This is a genomic window from Aeromonas encheleia, from assembly GCF_900637545.1.
Taxonomy (GTDB): Bacteria; Pseudomonadota; Gammaproteobacteria; order Enterobacterales; family Aeromonadaceae; genus Aeromonas; species Aeromonas encheleia.
Genome location: NZ_LR134376.1, coordinates 1,340,494 through 1,361,372 on the forward strand (window position 1 = coordinate 1,340,494; position 20,879 = coordinate 1,361,372).

21 protein-coding genes and 2 pseudogenes are annotated in these 20,879 nt (G+C 54.2%); 15 read left to right on the forward strand and 8 right to left on the reverse strand.

Translation table 11 applies throughout. The annotated features are described in order from the left end of the window. Position 1: 1 nt before the first annotated feature. Positions 2-103: pseudogene (locus EL255_RS21775) on the forward strand (IS5/IS1182 family transposase); the annotation flags it as partial. 297 nt (positions 104-400) lie between these two features. After that, positions 401-718, forward strand: a complete 318-nt coding sequence (locus EL255_RS21315) for a hypothetical protein (RefSeq protein WP_157013109.1) — start codon at positions 401-403, stop codon at positions 716-718. Here the strand turns inward: EL255_RS21315 and EL255_RS21780 are convergent. After that, positions 692-820: pseudogene (locus EL255_RS21780) on the reverse strand (integrase); the annotation flags it as partial. The gene EL255_RS21315 and the pseudogene EL255_RS21780 overlap by 27 nt on opposite strands. Before the next feature lie 4 nt (positions 821-824). On the opposite strand from EL255_RS21780, the gene EL255_RS06415 reads away from it, so the two are divergent. Beyond that, complete coding sequence (locus EL255_RS06415) at positions 825-1,259, forward strand: hypothetical protein (RefSeq protein ID WP_042652561.1); 435 nt, start codon at positions 825-827, stop codon at positions 1,257-1,259. After that, positions 1,256-1,477 (forward strand): hypothetical protein, encoded by a 222-nt coding sequence (locus EL255_RS06420; protein ID WP_042652560.1) that lies wholly within the window; start codon positions 1,256-1,258, stop codon positions 1,475-1,477. Before EL255_RS06415 ends, EL255_RS06420 begins: the two co-directional genes overlap by 4 nt. A gap of 599 nt (positions 1,478-2,076) precedes the next feature. Here EL255_RS06420 and EL255_RS06425 read toward each other — a convergent pair. Further along, positions 2,077-2,304, reverse strand: coding sequence for a DUF4113 domain-containing protein (locus EL255_RS06425; RefSeq protein WP_048823097.1), 228 nt, complete (start codon positions 2,302-2,304; stop codon positions 2,077-2,079). 355 nt (positions 2,305-2,659) lie between these two features. Here EL255_RS06425 and qatA point away from each other — a divergent pair, with 355 nt between their 5' ends. The 11 genes from qatA to EL255_RS06480 all read left to right on the forward strand — a co-directional run bounded on the left by qatA (position 2,660) and on the right by EL255_RS06480 (position 18,011). Further along, positions 2,660-4,657, forward strand: a complete 1,998-nt coding sequence (gene qatA / locus EL255_RS06430) for a Qat anti-phage system ATPase QatA (RefSeq protein WP_232018911.1) — start codon at positions 2,660-2,662, stop codon at positions 4,655-4,657. After that, the gene (qatB, locus tag EL255_RS06435) at positions 4,657-5,526 is read left to right on the forward strand and encodes a Qat anti-phage system associated protein QatB (protein ID WP_084228294.1); all 870 of its coding nucleotides are present in this window, start codon (positions 4,657-4,659) and stop codon (positions 5,524-5,526) included. The genes qatA and qatB overlap by 1 nt, the downstream gene beginning before the upstream one ends. Beyond that, positions 5,523-6,893: a Qat anti-phage system QueC-like protein QatC gene (qatC, locus tag EL255_RS06440; RefSeq protein WP_232018912.1), complete on the forward strand. Its 1,371-nt coding sequence runs from the start codon at positions 5,523-5,525 to the stop codon at positions 6,891-6,893. Before qatB ends, qatC begins: the two co-directional genes overlap by 4 nt. 11 nt (positions 6,894-6,904) lie before the next feature. After that, positions 6,905-7,654, forward strand: a complete 750-nt coding sequence (gene qatD / locus EL255_RS06445) for a Qat anti-phage system TatD family nuclease QatD (protein ID WP_084228308.1) — start codon at positions 6,905-6,907, stop codon at positions 7,652-7,654. A gap of 338 nt (positions 7,655-7,992) precedes the next feature. After that, positions 7,993-10,455, forward strand: coding sequence for a type I restriction-modification system subunit M (locus EL255_RS06450; protein ID WP_042652557.1), 2,463 nt, complete (start codon positions 7,993-7,995; stop codon positions 10,453-10,455). Further along, complete coding sequence (locus EL255_RS06455; RefSeq protein WP_197720915.1) at positions 10,455-11,834, forward strand: restriction endonuclease subunit S; 1,380 nt, start codon at positions 10,455-10,457, stop codon at positions 11,832-11,834. The genes EL255_RS06450 and EL255_RS06455 overlap by 1 nt, the downstream gene beginning before the upstream one ends. Before the next feature lie 2 nt (positions 11,835-11,836). After that, positions 11,837-13,090, forward strand: coding sequence for an AAA family ATPase (locus EL255_RS06460; RefSeq protein WP_232018913.1), 1,254 nt, complete (start codon positions 11,837-11,839; stop codon positions 13,088-13,090). Beyond that, complete coding sequence (locus tag EL255_RS06465) at positions 13,083-13,778, forward strand: hypothetical protein (RefSeq protein ID WP_042652556.1); 696 nt, start codon at positions 13,083-13,085, stop codon at positions 13,776-13,778. Before EL255_RS06460 ends, EL255_RS06465 begins: the two co-directional genes overlap by 8 nt. 39 nt (positions 13,779-13,817) lie before the next feature. Further along, a complete protein-coding gene (locus EL255_RS06470) occupies positions 13,818-16,934 on the forward strand; it encodes a type I restriction endonuclease subunit R (RefSeq protein ID WP_042652555.1) in 3,117 nt (1,038 codons plus the stop codon). Continuing rightward, a complete protein-coding gene (locus EL255_RS06475; RefSeq protein WP_042652554.1) occupies positions 16,934-17,647 on the forward strand; it encodes a M48 family metallopeptidase in 714 nt (237 codons plus the stop codon). The genes EL255_RS06470 and EL255_RS06475 overlap by 1 nt, the downstream gene beginning before the upstream one ends. 28 nt (positions 17,648-17,675) lie before the next feature. Further along, positions 17,676-18,011 carry a hypothetical protein gene (locus EL255_RS06480; protein WP_042652553.1) on the forward strand — a complete coding sequence of 112 codons (336 nt, stop codon included), beginning with the start codon at positions 17,676-17,678 and terminating at the stop codon, positions 18,009-18,011. Between the two features lie 168 nt (positions 18,012-18,179). Here the strand turns inward: EL255_RS06480 and EL255_RS06485 are convergent, their stop codons facing one another. The 6 genes from EL255_RS06485 to EL255_RS06505 all read right to left on the reverse strand — a co-directional run bounded on the left by EL255_RS06485 (position 18,180) and on the right by EL255_RS06505 (position 20,876). Further along, positions 18,180-18,503, reverse strand: coding sequence for a type IV toxin-antitoxin system YeeU family antitoxin (locus EL255_RS06485; protein ID WP_042652552.1), 324 nt, complete (start codon positions 18,501-18,503; stop codon positions 18,180-18,182). A 110-nt stretch (positions 18,504-18,613) separates the two neighbouring features. Then, complete coding sequence (gene radC, locus EL255_RS06490; RefSeq protein WP_042652551.1) at positions 18,614-19,111, reverse strand: RadC family protein; 498 nt, start codon at positions 19,109-19,111, stop codon at positions 18,614-18,616. A gap of 91 nt (positions 19,112-19,202) precedes the next feature. After that, the gene (locus EL255_RS21320) at positions 19,203-19,340 is read right to left on the reverse strand and encodes a hypothetical protein (protein WP_157013108.1); all 138 of its coding nucleotides are present in this window, start codon (positions 19,338-19,340) and stop codon (positions 19,203-19,205) included. Positions 19,341-19,349: 9 nt separating this feature from the next. Next, positions 19,350-19,775, reverse strand: a complete 426-nt coding sequence (locus EL255_RS06495; protein ID WP_042652550.1) for a DUF2787 domain-containing protein — start codon at positions 19,773-19,775, stop codon at positions 19,350-19,352. A 25-nt stretch (positions 19,776-19,800) separates the two neighbouring features. Further along, positions 19,801-20,148, reverse strand: a complete 348-nt coding sequence (locus EL255_RS06500; RefSeq protein WP_042652549.1) for a YkvA family protein — start codon at positions 20,146-20,148, stop codon at positions 19,801-19,803. 392 nt (positions 20,149-20,540) lie between these two features. Next, the gene (locus tag EL255_RS06505) at positions 20,541-20,876 is read right to left on the reverse strand and encodes a hypothetical protein (RefSeq protein ID WP_042652548.1); all 336 of its coding nucleotides are present in this window, start codon (positions 20,874-20,876) and stop codon (positions 20,541-20,543) included. Positions 20,877-20,879: the final 3 nt, after the last annotated feature.

Consider the following 20,879-nt stretch of genomic DNA (forward strand, 5'->3'; position numbering starts at 1 on the left):
CGGCATGACATGCTGGCGACGCCTTCATGAAGCCTTGCTGACCGAGTTACACCAAGCGGCTCACATCGACTGGAGTAGAGCAAGCATTGATGGAACAAGCGTCAAACAAAGATGAAAGAATGAAAAGAGGTTGAGAGGGTAGACAGTGAGTAGAGAGTAAATAATTACTGTCTACCTCTCTGTATTCCTTATACAGCAAGGCTTTGAGAGCCTTAGGTAGGCAAGGTAGAGAGACTTTTCAAAAAGTCCTACGCATGGGGGAATCAGATAAAAGGGTGCCGCACTGGGTGCCTCTTGGTGTCTGCTGGCTGGTGCTTGGGATTCGCTGGTTTCGTCATGACTCTTGGCTGTCCTACCAAGGGTACTCACAGGCGGAGTACCCATTTCGCCGTTTAGGTGATTGAGTATCGATGTGGTGCCGGCGCTCATGGTGGCCTCGCAGCTCATGGGCTGGGGAGTGATCATCACCGTTCACCACCATGTGCCGCAGCATCAGCAAGGCATAGGCCTGCTCCTGCTGCTCCCCGGCGTTTTCCAGGTGAGCGGCCACGATGTTGTTCTGAATGGCCATCATCAGCGAGTCAGCAGCAAGGGGGATCTGGATCCCAAGGTGGGTAACCAATGGTTTGTAAAGTTCCTTGCCTCCACAAGCCCACAAGAACAGGTGAACATACCCCAAGAATCGGACTATTTGAAAAGTCAGAAGGATACTGCCTAGCGAGCGCAAGCCGTGGGCCACAAGTCGCTCGCCGTAGCCCAGTCGCTTAAGGGCAGCATTCGCGCTCTAGTCGTTGATATGACCGAGCGGATCACGGTATCCGACCGTGCCCTGGCAGTTCGATACCTCCCTGGCCGATGTGGCCATCCCCCGCGCCATCATCACGACGCTGGGCAGTGACTTCCAACCGGGGCAGGCAGCCAACGGGATATGGGTCAGCGGTGGCCATCAGGGCATCAGTGCGCGGGTGCTGCGGCAGGGTACGGCGGGCGAGCGGCAGGCGCCGACCATCACCCACCCGCTGGTGTGCGATGTGTTGGCGGCCCGAGCCCAGGGCGTGGTGGCCCTGGCCAAGACCCTGCCGAGGCGCACCCAGACCATCGAGCTGCCACTGTCGGCAGATACGGGTCTCATCCTGCCGGGGGCACTGCTCGCGGTGGATGGCTGGAAGGGCTATAACCGGGGCGTCAGGGTCTCTGCTGCGCTGCAGAACAGGGCCATGACGGTACGCCAGCAACTGAGCGTGGAGCGTTTTGTATGAACCTGTTTAAGCGATTCATGGAGCTGGTGCCCGGCGCCGACCCACTGCTGGTCGGTACCGTCACGGCGACGACTGGCACTAGCAGCACGTTGGAGGCGTTGGGCGGTGGCGTGGTGGTGCGAGGGGGAGGGGTGGCCATTGGCCAGAAGGCCTTTTACCAGGCGGGGGCGATAGTGGGCTCTGCACCGGACCTGCCCACCTATGAAATCGAGGTTTAACCCCCTGTTAAACGTTTTTCAAACTCGGTGATTCTGAATTCGCCAAGTTTGATAAATGTGGCCTGAGCTCTGTTTATCGTTTTACCCGGAATGGTTTTTCATTTTTCGCGGCGGGCTACACATATTGCCTCTTAGTACCACTGAATTTAGTACCACAGCCCTTGTGGTACTCATAATGGTACTAAATGAGCTGGCTTCTGGCGACTCCCTCGGACTTTTACGGACAACAAAAAACCCGCAAAGCCTTACGCTGTGCGGGTTTCTGTACTTCTTCGTTCCCGGCCGGAACATTGTTTGGTGGGCTGGGGGATGTTGAACTAAGAGTTTATTCGTTTGATTTAATAGAAAAAATTCCAATTCAGAAAAATTTAATATGCCTAAGCGTATGCCTAACATCAGAACATCTGCAGTAACATAGTGTTATCTGGGCTGGAATGACCATATGTGGTTAGCTGGCAGTATAGGAAATTTTAACTCTTACCTTTCTCAAAAGGTAACTGCCTCTTGCGAAAGTCGGCGCTCTCTGTTTTATCAGTTCCTCGATTGGAAAAAAATTCCCCGTCCAAAATTTGCCTATCAGGCGAACCTGCAGGCGGTCGCTACCTCGCCAGCGGCAGGTCCTCCCAGCGGGTGGTGTAACAGGAGCTCAAGTGCTCTTGTCGCATCATCCACTTGGCTGATCCCGTGCTTTGACTGGCAAAGCCTACGCGCCCCAATCTCTTGGCTTTGATCTGGTCCATCACTGCCATCAACGCATCCGCTTGTGCGGGCGACGAGGCAAACAGGTCGGCCTGTTGCTGCCCCTTGGGTGTGAGCTCACTCAACATGCCCCCATCTATCTGATAGCGATGGCCGTCACGCAATACGTTTTGGTTCCGTGTTGGACATTGCTTATGGGATAAAAACTGAGCACATGTGCCGACGTTCACCCTGATGGATATACAGTGTGCGATGCGCCTACTGTGAACCAGTTCAAGCTCCTCTGGTCAGGACTCGCGTACTATGGTCTCACTTGATAACGAAGAAGCTAACGTGAACCACAACATATGCTCCCTATTTATAGGTTCGGCGAGGGGGAGTCGCAGTCGATAAGGTTGCAGCTTACGCAGCCTGGAAGAAGCGCAATTTCTACTTGGCCCTGCACCGAGAGTAAAAAAGGCAATTTACTTGGGGGTTGCCATTGTGTTCAAAAAGACAGTACGCAATCTGCAGGCAAGCTTGAGAGTGAGTAAAACAATGATCCTGACTGACAATGAGACCAAAGTCGATCTGCTGAACAACGAAGCAATAGCAGCAACTATTATCGGGCTGTTGCTCTCTAGGCCAGAGCATCCGGTGACTATCGGAGTACATGGTGACTGGGGGGCTGGTAAATCGAGCGTGCTTGAAATGATCGAGTCGGGTTTTGAGGGACAAGGTGAAGTTTTGTGCCTCAAGTTCAATGGCTGGCGTTTCCAGGGGTTTGAAGACGCGAAGATAGCCCTGATTGAGGGCATAGTGACTGGCTTGATCGAAAAACGTCCGGCACTTGGCAAAGCTGCTGGTGCGGTTAAGGATGTGTTCCGTCGAATTGACTGGCTTAAGGTTGCCAAGCGGGCAGGCGGTTTGGCTGTTACCGCTTTCACCGGGATACCGACGCCAGAGCAGATAGGCACGATTCTAGGCTCACTCGAAAACGTGTTGGCGGACCCGACCAAGCTTGCCACCAAGGAAAATCTAACTTCGGTCGTTGATGAAATGAAAGCAGCGCTGAAATCTGGGGAGACCAAGAATGTACCTGAGGAAGTGGAGGCATTTCGTAAAGCATTTGATCATCTTCTGAAAGAGGCAGGGGTCAAGCAACTGGTAGTGTTGATCGATGATCTCGATCGCTGTTTACCTGATACCGCCATAGAGACGCTTGAAGCGATTCGGCTGTTCGTGTTCACAGCTCAGACTGCATTCGTTGTTGCCGCCGATGAAGGCATGATTGAATACGCTGTCCGCAAGCACTTTCCTGATTTGCCGGAGAGTACTGGTGGGCGGGACTATGCACGCAGCTATTTGGAAAAACTAATCCAGGTTCCATTCCGTATACCTGCTTTGGGGGAGACGGAAACACGGATCTACGTCACGTTACTCCTCGTCGGTGTTGAACTTGGCGATAGCGATGACAATTATGCGAATCTTATTTCAGTTGCTCGTGAGAGGCTGAAGCGTCCTTGGATGAGTGAAGGCCTCGATGCTGTGACGGTAAAAACCGCACTGGGAAAACAGGCTGAGAAGGCAAACAACGCGCTCGCACTAAGCGATCAGATAGGTCCGCTCCTTGCCAGCGGAACAAATGGAAATCCACGCCAGATTAAACGGTTCCTGAACACTTTACTATTACGTGAACGCACTGCCATTGCTCGTGGTTTTGGAGATGATATTAAGCTGCCTGTGTTGGCAAAGCTCATGTTGGCAGAGCGCTTTATTCCACGGTTGTTCGAGCAAATTGCGTTTGCTGCAGCGGTGCATCCAAATGGTCTATGTGAAGACCTTGAATTATTCACACAGTGGATGGCAGATAAGGATGTGAAGGGAGTGCCTGTTAGCCCAGTTAAAGAGCAAAAAATAACGGAACTGGTTGGTTCACCTGATAGTGCGGTCTTGGCTGAATGGAAAGTGTCGGAAGATATTTGTAAATGGGGGCGTTTAAACCCTCAACTTCTAGGTGCAGATCTGCGGCCTTACCTGTTCGTTACAAAAGATAAGAAGGACTATTTTGGCCCAGTGTCAGTTTTGGGACATCTGGCTGGAGTGGTAGAAAGACTATTTGGTAGCAAGATGTCAGTCCAAGGTCTTGAAGGGGAGCTGAAGCAGCTTGTTCAACCCGAAGCAGATAAGGTTTTTGAGGCTTTGCGCGCAAAAATCATGAGCTCGGGGTCTTTTGATGTTAAGCCAGATGGTATAGATGGCCTTGTTGTTCTTGTGAAGGCACAACCTGGATTGCAGGGCCAGTTGCTGGATTTTCTCGAAGCACTTCCGCATAGCAAGTGTGGACCCTGGGTAGTCAGTGGCTGGCAGGGAACTGTCAAGGATGCTAATAGCAGCGCGCGATTGACGAAGTTATTGGGAGTTTGGAGTAAAACCCCTGGTAATCTTTTCCTCAACGCTACCGCTGAAGCTGCGCTCAAAGACCTGAAAGGGAGGCGCTAATGGGAACATCGACAGCTTATAGTGGCCCAAACGGTGGTACACCTTTGATTCCATCCTGGCTTGGGGATGCTCCCACGCCTACACCATCTGGTGGTGGTGCGCCTGATAGTTTGCCATCTCCAGATGAAGGTAAGCCACCTGAATCACCGAATCGGCCACCCATTCCCAAAATGGCTGATCCCCAACGTTTCTCTGGGGCACGCAGCAACTTCACGCGATTTGCTGGCTCTGGTGGTAGTGACCGTGCCAGTCTCGGACGAGCAATATCCAGCTATGTATCAAAGTCAACAGGGGGATCACGTCAAGCAGCGCAGCGCATGGGGTCGTCTCGTGCTGCTGGCTCACGACTTCTCGGTTTCCTTGCTGACGCGCAGGCCAGAGGTGTGCGCGAAGCCTTGCGGGAGCTCAATCTTGAGTCTCTGGCTGGGCGTCCAATCTCCGAAATTTTTATTGGCCTTGCAGATCACATATGCCCTGGTACGGGAACCGTGGATGAGGGTATCGCCCGTGATGCTTACATCGAAACCGTCGTCGAATTGGCCAGCGAAGGTCTGACCGACCTGAGTACGTTCACGCCAGAACAGATGCAAATGGTCTTTGAGCTTTACGCAACCCATGCAATTGAAGCTCGAATTTTGAATGACATTGGCACCAAGGCGGTAATGATGCCTGCAAGTGCGCAAGTAGCACACCGGGTTGAGCAGCAGCTTCGTGATTTTATCCGTGGTGGTGTGAGTGATGCTTTGGTGCGAGAGCGAGAAAAATCCCCAACTCTCAGTTCTGAAAGGGTCCATGCATTCGTGGATGCTGTGTACGAGTCAGCATTCTCAATTTTACAAGCGTTGGGTGAAGCAGAGGCCGATAAATGATGAAGCGACAACTCTTAGTAGGCCGTTTCGGCCCTGATGATTTGGCAGATATCTCAGTTGGTGTTGACGAGCAGAGAACTGACCTTCAATTGATTGTCGGCGATAAATCACTAAATCATGGTATTGGGGGGGCGCTCACCAGCTTGAAGCAGCATGGTGTCTTTCCCACGGAGATCGGTATAGATTTGCTTGTGCTCGCGGCGCATGTACATGCGGCAGATACGCGCATTTCTCGTATCGAACAGTCACAGGATTCTTGGACGCGGGAGATTCGCCTTGTGATTCCGGTAAGTAATCCAGTCACGTGGCGAGCGGCAGCCTCTACCTTGAAAAAGATGCTCGATTTTTTGACAGGAGACCGATGGGAAATAGAATTCCGAGTTCGACCGTCTAAGTTCTCATCTATAGCACAAACCCCTCCGCTTAATTTGATTAACCCTCCTTTCGATTCCTTAAGTTTGTTTTCAGGTGGATTGGACAGCTTGATCGGTGCGATCAATCTTCTAGAGGACGGTTTTACCCCATTGTTAATCAGCCATTTTGGGGAGGGGGCGACCAGTGATGCGCAGGGTAAGTTACTCTCCGGTTTGAAAAATCAGTACAAGAAATCGCCTTTCGAGCGGCTTCGTGTTGGCATGACTTTCGAGGATGGCCTGATTGCAGGCGTCGGTTCGGAGAACAGCACACGGGGGCGATCGTTCCTGTTCTTTGCCCTCGGGGTGTTTGCGGGGACAGGGTTAAGGCACAGGTTTACACTGCGTGTGCCCGAGAATGGTTTGATTGCTCTGAATGTACCACTCGACCCACTGCGTCTAGGTTCCAACAGTACTCGCACGACACACCCGTACTACATGGCTCGCTGGAATGAACTGCTGGATGTCCTCGGTATAAATGGCGAAGTCCAAAATCCATGTTGGAGCCAGACAAAGGGAGAGATGGCTGCAAGTTGCCGGAACCCAGATTTACTGAGGAAGTTGGTGCCAGATTCTTTATCTTGCTCATCACCGACGAAAGGGCGCTGGAAGGGATTAAGTATTGAACACTGCGGCTACTGCCTACCCTGCCTGATTCGCCGTGCTGCATTAGATAACGCATGGGGGGCTGGTAATGATGGCACAATATACACAGTGTCGGATTTACATGCACAGCCGCTGGATACCCGTGAGGCAACGGGTAAGCAGGTTAGATCATTCCAATATGCAATTGAGAGATTAAAAAACAAGCCACAGCTTGCGAGCCTCCTTATTCATAAACCAGGCCCACTTGATGATGAGTCTGGACACTTGGAGGAATGGGCGAATGTTTACCTGCGGGGGTTAACTGAAGTGGCAAGCTTGATAAATGGCGTCAAGACACGTCCGAGTTGATAAGGGACTACATGACTACACAAGGTTTGGTGGATTTTCATTGCCATCTTGACCTCTATCCCGATCATGCAGCGGCAGTTCAGATGGCGGAGGATGCTGGTATTTTTACACTGGCCGTCACGACGACGCCGCGCGCTTGGCCGCGTAACAATGAATTGACACAACATACTCGGTATGTGCGTGCCGCATTAGGGTTGCATCCTCAATTAGTCGCTGAACGAGAGCACGAAATTAAACTATGGGATCAATACTTGTCGGAAACACGCTATGTGGGAGAGGTTGGGCTAGATGCCGGTCCCCGGTTCTACAAATCACTTGACGCGCAAAAAAGGGTTTTTCGGCATGTACTCGAACGATGTGCGGAGGCTGGTGACAAGATCATTACCGTTCACAGTGTGAGATCCGTGAAGGCTGTTTTGGAACACTTGGAGGCTTACTTGCCATCAGGGAGAGGCAAGGTTGTGCTCCACTGGTTCACTGGAACAAAGAGCGAAGCCAAGCGGGCAATTGAATTAGGATGTTACTTTTCAATCAATGCAGCCATGCTTTCTAATGAACGCCATTTGCCAATGGTTAATGTTATCCCCCAAGATAGACTGCTGACGGAAACGGATGGGCCATTCACGCAAGTTGGAGACCGCTTCTCTATACCATCCGATGTCGCTTTAGTTGTTAAGGTATTAGGGGGGATTAATAATGTGCCCGTTGATAAAATGACTGAGATTATTCGAAACAACCTTCGAGCACTGCTAATCAAATAAGCTTGGCACGAGTTGGTGGGCTTCAGCTAAAGCCAGCTCGCGCTATATGCCTTGTTTCACGGCTTCAATATTGAACGTTTGGATATCCTCGACACCCTGAGCGTCTCCGACAGGGTGGTTGCTGTTCTGACTCATTGGAATGCTGCGTCGCAATGACAGCTGTTCCCGCCCTACCTATCACACTTCAGGCCAAATTACGTCCATATTCGGCCAACTACTGACTCCACCGAGTTGATGTGACTCAAAACATGGTCGCAAAGGCTACGAGTGGGTAAACTAGCCCGCAATAGTGCGCCTTTGGCGCCCCCTTAATCGTCGCCTCACATTCCGGATATTTCATGGCCATCAAGAAGAACGAACTTTACTCCTCCCTCTGGGCAAGCTGCGATGAGCTGCGTGGCGGGATGGATGCCTCCCAGTACAAGGACTACGTGCTGACCCTGCTGTTTGTGAAATACGTTTCCGATAAGGCCAAGGGCAATCCCTACGCCATGATCGAGGTGCCGGGTGGGGCGAGCTTCGATGACATGGTGGCCCTCAAGGGCAGCAAGGAGATTGGCGAGGGGATCAACCGCATCATCAGTGCGCTGGCCGTTGCCAACGATCTGCAAGGGATTATCACCATTGCCGACTTCAACGACGAGGACAAGCTCGGCAAGGGCAAGGAGATGACCGACCGTCTCTCTAAGCTGGTGGCCATCTTCGAGGGGCTCGATCTCTCGGCCAACCGCACCGAAGGGGACGATCTGCTAGGGGATGCCTATGAATACCTGATGCGCCACTTCGCCACCGAGTCGGGCAAGTCCAAGGGGCAGTTCTATACCCCGGCCGAGGTGTCGCGTATTCTGGCCAAGGTGATCGGCATTAGCCGCCAGACTCCGCAAGATGCCACCGTCTACGATCCCACCTGCGGCTCGGGCTCCCTGCTGCTCAAGGCCAGTGATGAGGCCAGTCCCAAGGGGCTCTCCATCTACGGGCAGGAGATGGACAACGCCACTCAAGCGCTGGCGCGGATGAACATGATCCTGCACGACAACCCCACCGCCAAGGTGTGGAAAGGCAACACCCTGGCCGATCCGCAATGGAAAGAGGCGAACGGTGCCCTCAAGACCTTCGACTTCGCGGTGGCCAATCCGCCGTTTTCAAACAAGAACTGGACCAGCGGGCTCGATGCCGAGCACGATCCATTCGATCGCTTCAACTGGGGCGTACCGCCCGAGAAAAACGGCGACTACGCCTTCCTGCTGCACATCATCAAGAGCCTGAAAAGCACCGGCAAGGGCGCGGTGATCCTGCCCCACGGCGTGCTGTTTCGTGGCAATGCCGAGGCGCGCATTCGCGAGAACCTGCTGAAACAAGGCTACATCAAGGGGATCATCGGCCTGCCCGCCAACCTCTTCTACGGCACCGGCATCCCCGCCTGCATCATCGTGATCGACAAGGAGCACGCCCAGGCACGAGCCTTCAATCCCACGAGGGCAACCAGCGAGCAGCAGCGGATCTTGATGGTCGATGCCAGCCGCGGCTTTATCAAAGACGGCAACAAGAATCGGCTGCGCGAGCAGGATATCCACCGGATTGTCGACACCTTCACCCGTGGTCTGACGCTGGATGGCTACAGCCGCTGGGTGCCGCTCGCTGAAATCGCCGCCAACGATTACAACCTCAATATCCCGCGTTATATCGACGGCAGCGAGGGGGAAGATCTGCACGATCTGGCCGCTCACTTGCAAGGGGGCATCCCCGAGCGCGATATCGCGGCGCTCGGCCCCTACTGGCAGATCTTCCCGACCCTGAAAACCACCCTGTTTGCGCCGCTGCGCCACGGCTACAGCCAGGCGAAAGTGCCCGCCGCCAAGGTCAAGGGCACCATTCTGGCCCATGACGAATTTACCCGCTTCAAGCAGGCGGCGCTGGCGCCGTTCAGCAACTGGTATGCGGCCTGCCAGTTGTCGGAGTTTGCCAAGGGCGACTCCCCCAAGGCGCTGATCGAGGAGATAAGCGAGGCACTGCTGGAGGCGTACCGCAGCGCGGGCCTTGGCGAGTTGCTCGACCCCTACGCCATCTATCAGCTGTTGATGGACTACTGGCAGAGCCAGCTGCAAGACGATCTCTATGTGCTGTCGCAAGATGGCTGGGAGGCGGGCCGGGTGCTGCGCGAGTTGAAGGTGGAGAAGGGCGAGAAGCAGAAAGAGAGCGCCGATCTCGTTATCGGCAAGGCCAAATACAAGGCTGAGCTTATCCCGCCCGCCTTGCTGGTGGCCCGCTTCTTTAGCGAGCAGCAGCAGGCGCTGGAAAAGTTGCAAGCCGCGCTGGATGAGGCCACTCAGGCGCTCGAATCCTTTATCGAGGAGCAGAGTGGTGAAGAGGGGAGCCTCGCCGAGGCCCTGAACGACAAGGAGAAAGTCACTGCCGCCAGCGTCAAGGCGCGCCTGAAGCTGGCCACCGACAGAGAAGAAAAGGCGGTGCTTAAGCAGGCACAAACGCTATTCGATACCGAAGCCAGTGCCAAAAAAGCCCATAAAGAGGCGAACGACGCGCTGGATAAGGCCGTGTTTGCCCACTACCCCAAACTTGACGATACCGAGATCAAAACCCTGCTGGTGGAAGACAAGTGGCAAGCGAGCCTCTGCGGCGCACTGGAAGCCGAGATTGAGCGGGTCACCCAGCAACTGGCAACTCGGGTCAAGGAGCTGGAGGAGCGCTATAGCAGCTCCCTGCCACAGCTCACCAAGAGCGTCAGCGAGCTGGAAGCCAAGGTTGCGACCCATCTGAAAGCCATGGGGCTGGAGTGGGCATAATGGCGGAGAAAATGATGCAGGCTAAAGCGGGTGAATTGGTGGCCAAGCAGACCATCCCGGCAGGTTATAAGCAGACCGAGATGGGGGTTATTCCGGAGGACTGGGAAGTCTACTTTCTTCATGAGCTGGCTAACTTTGGTGGTGGAACTACACCGTTAAGAGCTAAATATGAAAGATATTATCAATGTGGTATTCACCCATGGGTAAAAACGCTCGATCTTAATAATTCAGTAATCTCTATCACTGATGAATGTGTCACAGAAAAGGCACTGCAAGAAACAAGCTTAAAACTGCATGACATTGGTTCTGTGCTAGTCGCTATGTATGGTGGATTTAACCAGATAGGAAGAACTGGTTTACTAAATGTTAATGCAGCCATAAATCAAGCGTTGGTTGCCATTATTCCCAAAAAGGGAAGTCTAGACTCTAAATACCTGCTGCATAATTTAAATTTTAATGTTGATTATTGGAAGGGCATTGCTAGTAGTAGCCGAAAAGACCCTAATATTACGAGCAATGATGTTAAAGCGTTCAAGCTCCCTATACCGACAATCGAAGAACAGAAAGCTATTGCAACTGCAGTCTCTAATTCTGATGCCTTGATTGTTAGCTTGGAGCAGTTGATAGCCAAGAAACAGGCCATCAAAACAGCCACCATGCAGCAACTGCTGACCGGCCGTACCCGCTTGCCACAGTTCGCCCTGCACCCGGATGGCACTCCCAAAGGCTATAAATCCAGCGAACTGGGACAAATCCCGGAGGATTGGAAGATTTTATCCATTGGTCAGGATGCTGCACTGAAAGCTCGTATCGGTTGGCAGGCATTGACAACGAAGGAGTATCAAGACTCAGGTGAGGTTTTTCTAGTGACGGGAACTGATTTCGATGCTGGATTAGTGATGTGGGACAGATGTTGTTATGTGAGTGAATGGCGTTATAAACAAGACCCTAACATTCAACTCAGAGAACATGATGTTCTGATTACCAAAGATGGAACTATTGGTAAAGTTGGGTACGTTTCAGCACTAGATAAACCGGCCACACTTAACAGTGGGGTTTTTGTTATTCGCTCTAAGAAAAATAGTTTTGTACCACGCTATCTGTTCTATGTACTTACATCTCAACTCTTTAATGAGTTCATGAATCAAATCACGGCTGGTTCAACGATTACTCACCTTTATCAAAAGGATTTTGTACACTTCGAGTTCCCAGCTCCGAATATAGAAGAACAGACTGCCATTGCCACTATTCTCTCCGATATGGATAGCGAGTTAAGTGCGCTAGAGCAAAAACTGACCAAGGCTCGCGATTTGAAGCAGGGAATGATGCAGCAGTTGCTGACCGGCCGTATCCGCTTGCCGCTGCCCCAGGAGGCGTGAAGATGGTAGAAAGTAGATGCGACGATGGTGCAGGCAACCAAGGTAAATCCGATAAGGAGACGATGTTGATACGCAATCTGACCGTGCACGGCTTTAAGTCGATTATGCAGGAGCAGCCTATTGAGCTGGGGCGGGTGAACTGCTTTATCGGCGCCAATGGCGTTGGTAAGAGCAACCTGCTTGAAGCGCTAGGTGTGCTGGGGGCGGCGGCTAACGGGGTGGTCGATGACGAGAGTCTGCTGCGCCGTGGGGTGCGGGCAGGTGTACCCCGGCTCTACAAGAGTTCGTTTGCCAGCGTGCGTACCCCGGTCCATATCGGTATCAACGTGTCGGGAGAACGAGGCGAGTGTTATCGGGTCTCCCTGCTCAATCCGCTGGAATCACCCGAGCCCGCTTGGGCATACAAGACCGAATATCTGTCCGATGGCAGCGACGAGATCATCGCCGATGGGGTGCGAAACAAAAAAAATCTCAATCCGCTGGCGGGGCTGGCGGCCCTCAAGATGGTCGAGCTAGCAGAGGATAACCCTGCGGCTCTATTGATGCGCGCCTTGCAGGAATACGCGATCTATTGCCCCAATACGCCGACCTTGCGCGGGATCACGCCTGATCTTCAGTCACGCCGTCCGATGGGCCTCAGTGGCGGGCAATTGGCGGAGGCGTTCGAGATGCTGCGTACTCATCTGGGCGGTCAGGGGGAGGCTGGGGAGGAGATCCTGGATGAGGTACTGGCGCTGATCGACTGGGTGGCCGATGTGGCCATCACCTCTCAGGCGGGCACCCTGCTCTCGCCCAAGGTGCCCAGAAGCAAGCATCTGCTCAAGTTTACCGACCGCTTTATGCAAAAGAGTCGTAATGAACTGACGGCCTACGATGCCAGCGAGGGGGCACTCTATGTGCTGTTTACGGCGGCGCTATGCCTGTTGCCGCAATCGCCCAAAATCTTTGCGATCGATAACCTCGATCAAGCGCTCAATCCCCGGCTGGTGACCAGTCTGACCAAGCAGTTGGCTGGTTGGCTAAAATATCAGGACCCCGAGCGCCAATTGCTGTTCACCGCCCACAACCCGGCCGTATTGGATGGGCTGGACCTGACGGACCCCGAAGTCAGGTTGTTTGCGGTTGAGCGTAATAGCAATGGCCTGACTTGCTATCGGCGAGTTGAACTGACCCCGGCACTGCGGGCGATGAATCAGCAATATCCACTGTCACGTCTGTGGCTGATGGGGCACTTGGGAGCAGTGCCCAATGTCTGAGCTGCGCATCGCCTTGGTGGCGGAAGGACCGACGGATTTCGTGATCATTGAGGCGGCGTTAAAAGCGATTCTGCCAGGAGCTTTTATTCTGACCCAGTTGCAACCAGAGGCGAGCTTGCCCGAGATGGGCAATGGCTGGGGCGGGGTGCTTAAGTGGTGTCATGCGGCCAGCCAGCGCCATGCTGGCCCCGTCGATCAGGATCCGACGCTGGCCGGTTTCGATCTGATCATCATCCATCTGGATGTGGATGTGTCGACCATGGATTACGGCAATCTAGGACAAGAGGTTACGGCTTTGGTGCAGCCATCAGGTTGGGGAGTGTTGCCTTGTGCCCATGCCTGCCCGCCGGTGACTGATACCGTCAATGCGCTGAGCACCGTGTTGCAAAGCTGGTTGGGGCAGGCGACGGTGGGGCAACATACGGTGTTGTGCCTGCCTGCACAGTCCTCTGGAACTTGGCTAGCGGCTTCGCTCTTGCCAGCCAATCACGCATTACTGGCCAATGCCGAGTGTGATCCCCGTGTGGAGAATGGTCTGGCGCAATTGCCGAAGGCGATGAGGGTCAAAAAGACCCGGCGCGATTATCAATTGAAGGCGGCGGCGCTAACGCAGAACTGGGATGCGGTGAAGAGTCTCTGTGGTCAGGCATTGGTGTTTGAAACTGAGGTCCAGACAGCGTGCTCTTGACGGGGCTTTGTCTGGCAGATCATTGAGTAAGGAGTTGGAATGGCATCGGCGGCGGCAGTAGGGCAACGGGAGCGGATCACTCAGAAGCGGGTGACCCGCTTTTTTGTTGAGGAGCTGAAGTATCAGTATCTCGGTGATTGGCACGCCCGACCCAACAATCGGAATATCGAGCCCGCGCTGCTGACGGCTTGGCTGGACAGGCGCGGGGTGGCAGCGGAGCTGATCCCTCGGGTATTGCGTCAGTTGGAACAGGCGGCAAGTCTGGGAGGCGGGCGTCACCTCTACGATGCCAACAAGGAGATCTACGGCCTGCTGCGCTACGGCGTGAAGGAGAAAGAGGGGGCGGGCGAGCAGAACCAGACCGTCTGGCTGGTGGACTGGCAAGAGCCCGAGGCCAACGATTTCGCCATCGCCGAAGAGGTGACGGTGGCAGGGGAAAACAAGAAACGTCCCGATCTGGTGCTCTATATCAACGGGATCGCGCTCGGGGTGATCGAGCTCAAGCGTTCCACCGTTTCGGTGGCAGAGGGGATCCGCCAGAACCTTGATAATCAGCAACAGGACTTTATCCGCAATTTCTTCGCCACGATGCAGCTGGTGATGGCCGGTAACGACACCCAGGGGGTGCGCTACGGCACCATCGAGACCCCCGAGAAATACTATCTGGAGTGGAAGGAAACAGGCTCGCCATTAGCCATCGATCCGACCAACAAGTTGGATCTGCATCTGAGCCAGTTGTGCAACAAGGCGCGCTTTCTTGAGATCATCCACGACTTTATCGTGTTCGATGCCGGGGTGAAGAAGACCTGCCGCCATAACCAGTATTTCGGCATTCAGGCCGCCAAGGCATATATCCAGCGCCGTGAGGGGGGGATCATCTGGCATACCCAGGGCAGCGGCAAGAGCCTGACCATGGTGTGGCTGGCCAAGTGGATCCGCGAGAATGTGCAAGACAGTCGGGTGCTGATCATCACCGACCGCACCGAGCTGGACGAGCAGATTGAGAAGGTGTTTGCCGGGGTAGAGGAGACGATCCTGCGTACCAAGAACGGGGCCGACTTGGTGACCGTCCTGAATCAGGCCGCCCCTTGGCTGATCTGCTCCTTGATACACAAATTTGGCCGTCATATCGAAGGGAAAGAGGGGGCGAGGACGGGTGATGACTTTATCGCCGAGATGAGGCAGAGCCTGCCCAGCGATTTTTACCCTAAGGGCAAGCTGTTTGTCTTTGTCGATGAGTGCCACCGTACCCAGTCTGACAAGTTGCATGGCGCCATGAAGAGCATTTTGCCCGAGGCGCTATTTATCGGTTTTACCGGCACGCCGCTGATGAAACGGGACAAGAAGAAGTCGGTGGAGGTGTTTGGCCCCTACATCCACACCTACAAGTTTGATGAGGCCGTCTCGGATGGCGTGGTGTTGGATCTGCGCTATGAGGCGCGTGACATCGATCAGAAGGTCAAATCCCAGAAGAAGGTGGACGAGTGGTTTGAGACCAAAACCAAGGCGCTGTCGCGCCTCGCTCGCCAGCAACTCAAGGAGAAGTGGGCCTCGATGCAGAAGCTGCTGTCGAGTCGCTCGCGGCTGGAGCAGATCGTGGGGGATATTCTGCTCGATTTCGATCAAAAACCCCGGCTGGCCGATGGCCGTGGCAATGCCATGCTGGTCTGCGCGAGTGTCTATCAGGCTTGCAAATGCTACGAGATGTTCAGCTCCCATGGCTTTGGTGGCAAGTGCGCCATCGTGACCAGCTATCAAGCGAATGCCAGCGTGATCAAGGGGGAAGAGACCGGCGCGGGACAGACCGAGGCGCTCGCCAAGTACAAGGTCTATCGCAAGATGCTGGCGGAGTATTTCGATAAAAGCGAAAAGGACGCGGCCACGCTGGTCGAGAAGTTTGAGAAGGAGGTCAAGCAGCGCTTTATCAAGGAGCCGGGCCAGATGCGGTTGCTGATTGTGGTGGACAAACTGCTGACCGGTTTTGATGCGCCTTCTGCCACCTACCTCTACATCGACAAAAAGATGGCCGATCACAACCTGTTCCAGGCCATCTGCCGGGTGAACCGGCTCGATGGGGAGGACAAGGAGTATGGCTACATCGTCGATTACAAGGACCTGTTCCGCTCGCTGGAGAAGACGGTCAAAGACTACACGGCGGAGGCGTTCGACGGTTATGACAAGGAGGACGTAGCCGGGCTGCTCAAGGATCGCCTGACACAGGGCCGGGAGGATCTCGACAACGCGCTGGAGGCGGTGCGGGCGCTGTGTGAACCGGTCAAGGCGCCCAGGGCCGAGACGGATTACCAGCACTATTTCTGCTGCGAGGTGGGGGCCGATGAGGGAGAACTGATCGAGAAGGAGGCGCTGCGCCTGACACTTTACCAGTGTGTCGCCAAGTTGATCCGGGCCTTTACCAGTCTGGCGAGTGAGCTGGAGGAAGCGGGGTACAGCGCCAGTCAGGCTAATGGCATCCGCTCGGAGGTTGATCACTACGTCAAGGTTCGGGACCTCATCAAGATCGCCAGCGGCGATCTGGTGGAAATGAAACAGTTCGAGCCTGCGATGCGTCAGATGCTGGATCTCTATGTGGACGCCGATCCCAGCGAGACCCTGATGGACTTTGAGGAGCTGGGGCTGCTGGAGTTGATTATCGAACGGGGGGCGGAGGCGCTCGACGGCGCTCCAGAGGGGCTGCGTAAAGATAAGGGCGCGATGGCCGAAGCGATTGAAAATAACGTGCGGCGCACCATCGTTGATGAGAATCCGGTCAACCCCAAGTACTACGAGAAGATGTCGGTGTTGCTCGACGAGTTGATAGCGCTGCGTCGTCAGCAGGCCATCTCCTATCAGGATTATCTCGAACAGGTGCGCGAACTGGCTATCAAGGTGAAGCATCCGGCCAGTGCTGCTGGCAGTGCCTATCCGGCGAGTGTCGATACACTGGCCAAGCGCTCGCTCTATGACAATCTGGGGCAGGATGAGGTGCTGGTGGCCAAGATAGATGCTGCCGTGCGTCACACCAAGAAGGCAGACTGGTATGGCGATCGCCTCAAGGAGAAGGAAATTGCCTACGCCATCGCAGAGGAGACCAAAGGGTACGATGTGACAGTGGGCGATGTGATGGAGCTGGTGAAAGCCCAGCAGGAATACCACTGATGCCGTTTATCACTATTGGCGAGCTGACCCTGGAGTTGCAGCACAAGGGGATCAAGAACCTGCACATCAACGTATTGCCGCCCGATGGTCGGGTGCGCGTCTCAGCCCCTGCATCGCTTTCGGATACCGCCATCAGAGTGGCTGTGGTCAGGCGGTTGCCTTGGATCCGCCAGCAGCAAGCCCATTTTCAAGCGCAGCCACGCCAGAGCGAGCGGCAGATGTGCAGTGGCGAGACGCACTATCTGTGGGGACGGGGCTATCGGTTGGAGGTCATCCACTGCGAAGAGGCGCCCAGCGTCAAGTTACAGGGGGGCTGGATCCGGATGCGAGTGCCTGCCCACTATGACGCGGCAAAGCGTGAGGAGTTGCTGCTGGGCTGGTATCGCCAGTTACTTCGCCAGCGGTTGCCAGTTTTGCTGGAAAAGTGGCAATCCGCCCTCAAGGTGACTCCAGGCTTTGTCGGCATTAAGCGGATGAAGACCAAGTGGGGCAGTTGCAACACCTTGGCTGGTCGCATCTGGCTCAACCTCGAATTGGTCAAGAAGCCGCCGGAGTGTCTGGAGTTCATCGTGGTGCATGAACTGATACACCTGTTAGAGCGCAGGCACAACGAGCGCTTTATGACTCTGATAGACCTCCATCTGCCTAACTGGCGAGAGCACCGCGAGAAGCTCAACAAGATGCCGCTGGCGTTTAATCGGTGGGGGTATTAAGGGGAAATGGTTACCATGGATGGTTTAGATGGAACGATTCAAAGATTGGCTGATTTTCCTGATGTTGGAGCCTTGGGTATTAAAGGGAATTGGCAGCGTGCTGATGACGCTGTCCTCATTCGCTCTGTTGCTTGGCTTTAGATACATCAAGTTTGAACACCGCATTGACCGGCTATTCAGTAGGTTACAAGCTCTGAGCGACGGGCAGACGACATTACCTACCCCACCGGGTTTGTTTAATCAGTGGCCCATCATCCAGGCCATGGTCCCAGAAACCATCTTTGGATTCGTCACTTGGACCAGCCTTTTGGTGGCAGGATGGATGTTGGTGAGTTTTGGCAAAAAAATCGAACGGCTGTACTGAAATGAAGTAGCGGTAATTACTTTACAACGGCAACTCTCCACAGTAAAACCGCGATTGGGACAGATGCACAAGCAAAGCCGAGTGGTTTGCTATTCCAGTTTGGGGTTCAATAATCACAAAAAAAGTTTTTGGTAGAGGGTGAGCCATATGCTCACCCTCTATGTCAGTTTACGCCGCTGTTTGCCGGTAAACATCGAGATAGAGATAGCCATAACTGGCCCTTGGATTGGCGAGGCAAATCCATTCTCCTTGCCTCAATGTCACCAATTTGTCCTGATCGCTCAGCAGTTCTCCTTGCCGAAAGAGTTTACCAAGCCGCTCAATAAACCCCGGTAAAACGGTGTCGATGTCGGTGAGCCACTGCTCGTCAGTCTCGCCATAGACGCCGCTGCGATCCCATAGCAGGGAGACCCCGCTGCGCTCGAAAATGGCCCGTGCGCCAAAACGTGGTTGAACCTGGGTATGTAATCCCCAACAGCCGATTGTGCTCATGCTTGTTTACTCCAAATAATGGTTAGTGGGTGCAGCGGTTGCTGCTGAGCCTGCTTTACGATTCCCCAAACGGGGAGATATCGGAGTTGATGACCTCTCGGGGGTGACCGTCACAAATCCCCCCGCTCTGCGAGTGACACCACACCCTCAGTACCGACCACCAGGTGATCCAGGGTGCGGATATCCACTAACGCCAGGGCATCGCGTAGCCGCTGGGTGAGCTCGATATCAGCCCTGCTCGGTTCTGGGTGACCGGACGGGTGGTTATGCACCAGCATCAGGGCGGCGGCATTGTGCTGCAGGGCGCTTTTGACCACTTCCCGTGGGTGCACGGTCGCGGCACTCAGGGTGCCGAGAAACAGCTCCTCATAGGCCAATATCCGGTGTTGGTTATCCAGAAATAGTGCGGCAAACACTTCGCGATCCCGTGTTTGCAGCAGTCCTTGCAGGGCTTGATGAGCCAAGTGTTTGTCTGTGATGGCAACCCCCTTGGCAAGTTTCTGGCGGGCAATCGTCTGAGCGATGGTGAGCAGGTCGTCGTCGGTGACGAAATCGGTCACGAGGTAGGTGCCGGGTTGCTCCCCGGCGATGAGTTTCTGATGCAGCATGGTTTATCCTCCCAAGGCGTTCGCCCCACTGGCCTTTGGCCGGTGGGGTGTACTTTTTGCGATAAAGGGGGTGGTGATTGCGGCGAGTTGGTCAGGGGGCCTTGGCCAGCCCTTGCGGTGTCAGGTCGTACAACGGGAGGTGGTAACTGGTGGAGGTTAGCTTGGCGTTGGTGGTGATCAGACCCAACCACTGGCGTGAGTAGTGGGAGAGCGCTAATTCATGGATCATCGTGACCTCCTAATCCCCAGTTACCGAGACGGTGAAACACTCCAACCGGCAGTAGGCGATGAAGTTGCGCTGCCACAGCGCGAACAGCTCCCGCGCCTCCGCCAGCCGTAGCGGCCCCCAGCCCTGCATGCTGTGCTCACTGTCGAGGAAGTTGAAATCAAGCTCCTTACACAACTCGGCATCCTGTCCCAGCCCCTGATAACTGAAGTCGGTGACGTAATCGAATAGCCAGTCATCGAGACCTCGTACCAGGCGTATCTCAACCGGGTGAACGCCACCTTGCTCGGCACTGTAACCGGAGTTACGGAAGTTGAAGGTCAACTGGGTGCAGCGTCCCAGGTCCAAGTCGGTACGTTCGGCTTCTTGGCTCAGTAGGGTCAGCAGTGCCTGACAAACGGGTAAGCTGATGTTTCCCCGGTGGAAGGGAATGGTCATGGTGGTCTCCTAAAGTGGGTTGAGTTCAGATGTCGCCGAGTAATTCGGCCAGTTTGCGGGCGACGAGTTGACGTATCTGCTCGTCAATAAAGGCGCTGACTGTGGCGAGTGTGGCGCTTAGCACCGCGATGTCATCGGCAAATCCCAGGGGCAGCAAATCCGGTACAGCATCGATGGGGGAGATAAAGTAGACCAGCGCGCTGTAGATGAGCAGTTTGGCCCAGAGTGGTAAATCTTCTTTCTGGCTGGTGTAGTAGAGCAGCAAGCTGGCTTCAATAAGCGGTCGCTCAGCCCGTTTGGTAAAGGCCCAGAGTTTTTGCCAAAAGCCTTGGTGGTCAAATGGTTCATGTGCGGGGGGAATGCAGGGTGGCATAAAGCGCCTCTTGGTCTGATGGTCTAAAGGGGGATATAAAAAGAGGAGGCAAGTGCCGATCAGTTAATCATTATCTTGACTTAATATGCATTAATTTGAATATTTTGGAATATTCAAAGGTTATAGGGTCAATTTGACTGAAACCCTTGCCCTGACTGGCATTCAATAGAAAGAAGGAGGCATCATGCCTCCCTCGTTTTTTAGCCCTTATGCCACGCGGGGTGGGACTCAAATTCTCTTAACTGACTTGCATTAGGCAAGTGTCTCCTCTTGGGGTGGATATCCGTGTTGATGCTTCTTCAACACCGAATAATCCCTATTATTTGCTGTTTACAATCGTGGCAGTGGCTGCGAAAGGGTTGGGCTTTGGCCACCGTGGCGGGTGTTATTAGCTATTTCTTGTAGAGCACGCTGATGGAGTTATCGACCATGTGCTTGACGATTTCATAGTCCGGGTTGTAAGTGGCGAGATTGTGGGCTGCAATGCCTATTGCGGAGAACAGGCCAGCAACACCGGTTGCTCCGCCAACGAAAGTGGCCCCGGTGGCGGCAATACGTCCTCGGGTGTAAATCCGGCATTTCAATCCCGCTGATTCAATGGTTTTTTCCAGTATGCGCACGGTACTGCCCATCTTTCCTGATACACCGACAAGCTCAAAGGAGCTGCGGGTATCGATGAGAGTGGCCAGCTTGTCTGTACGAAACTCGTCATATTGCAGTATTTCCATTCG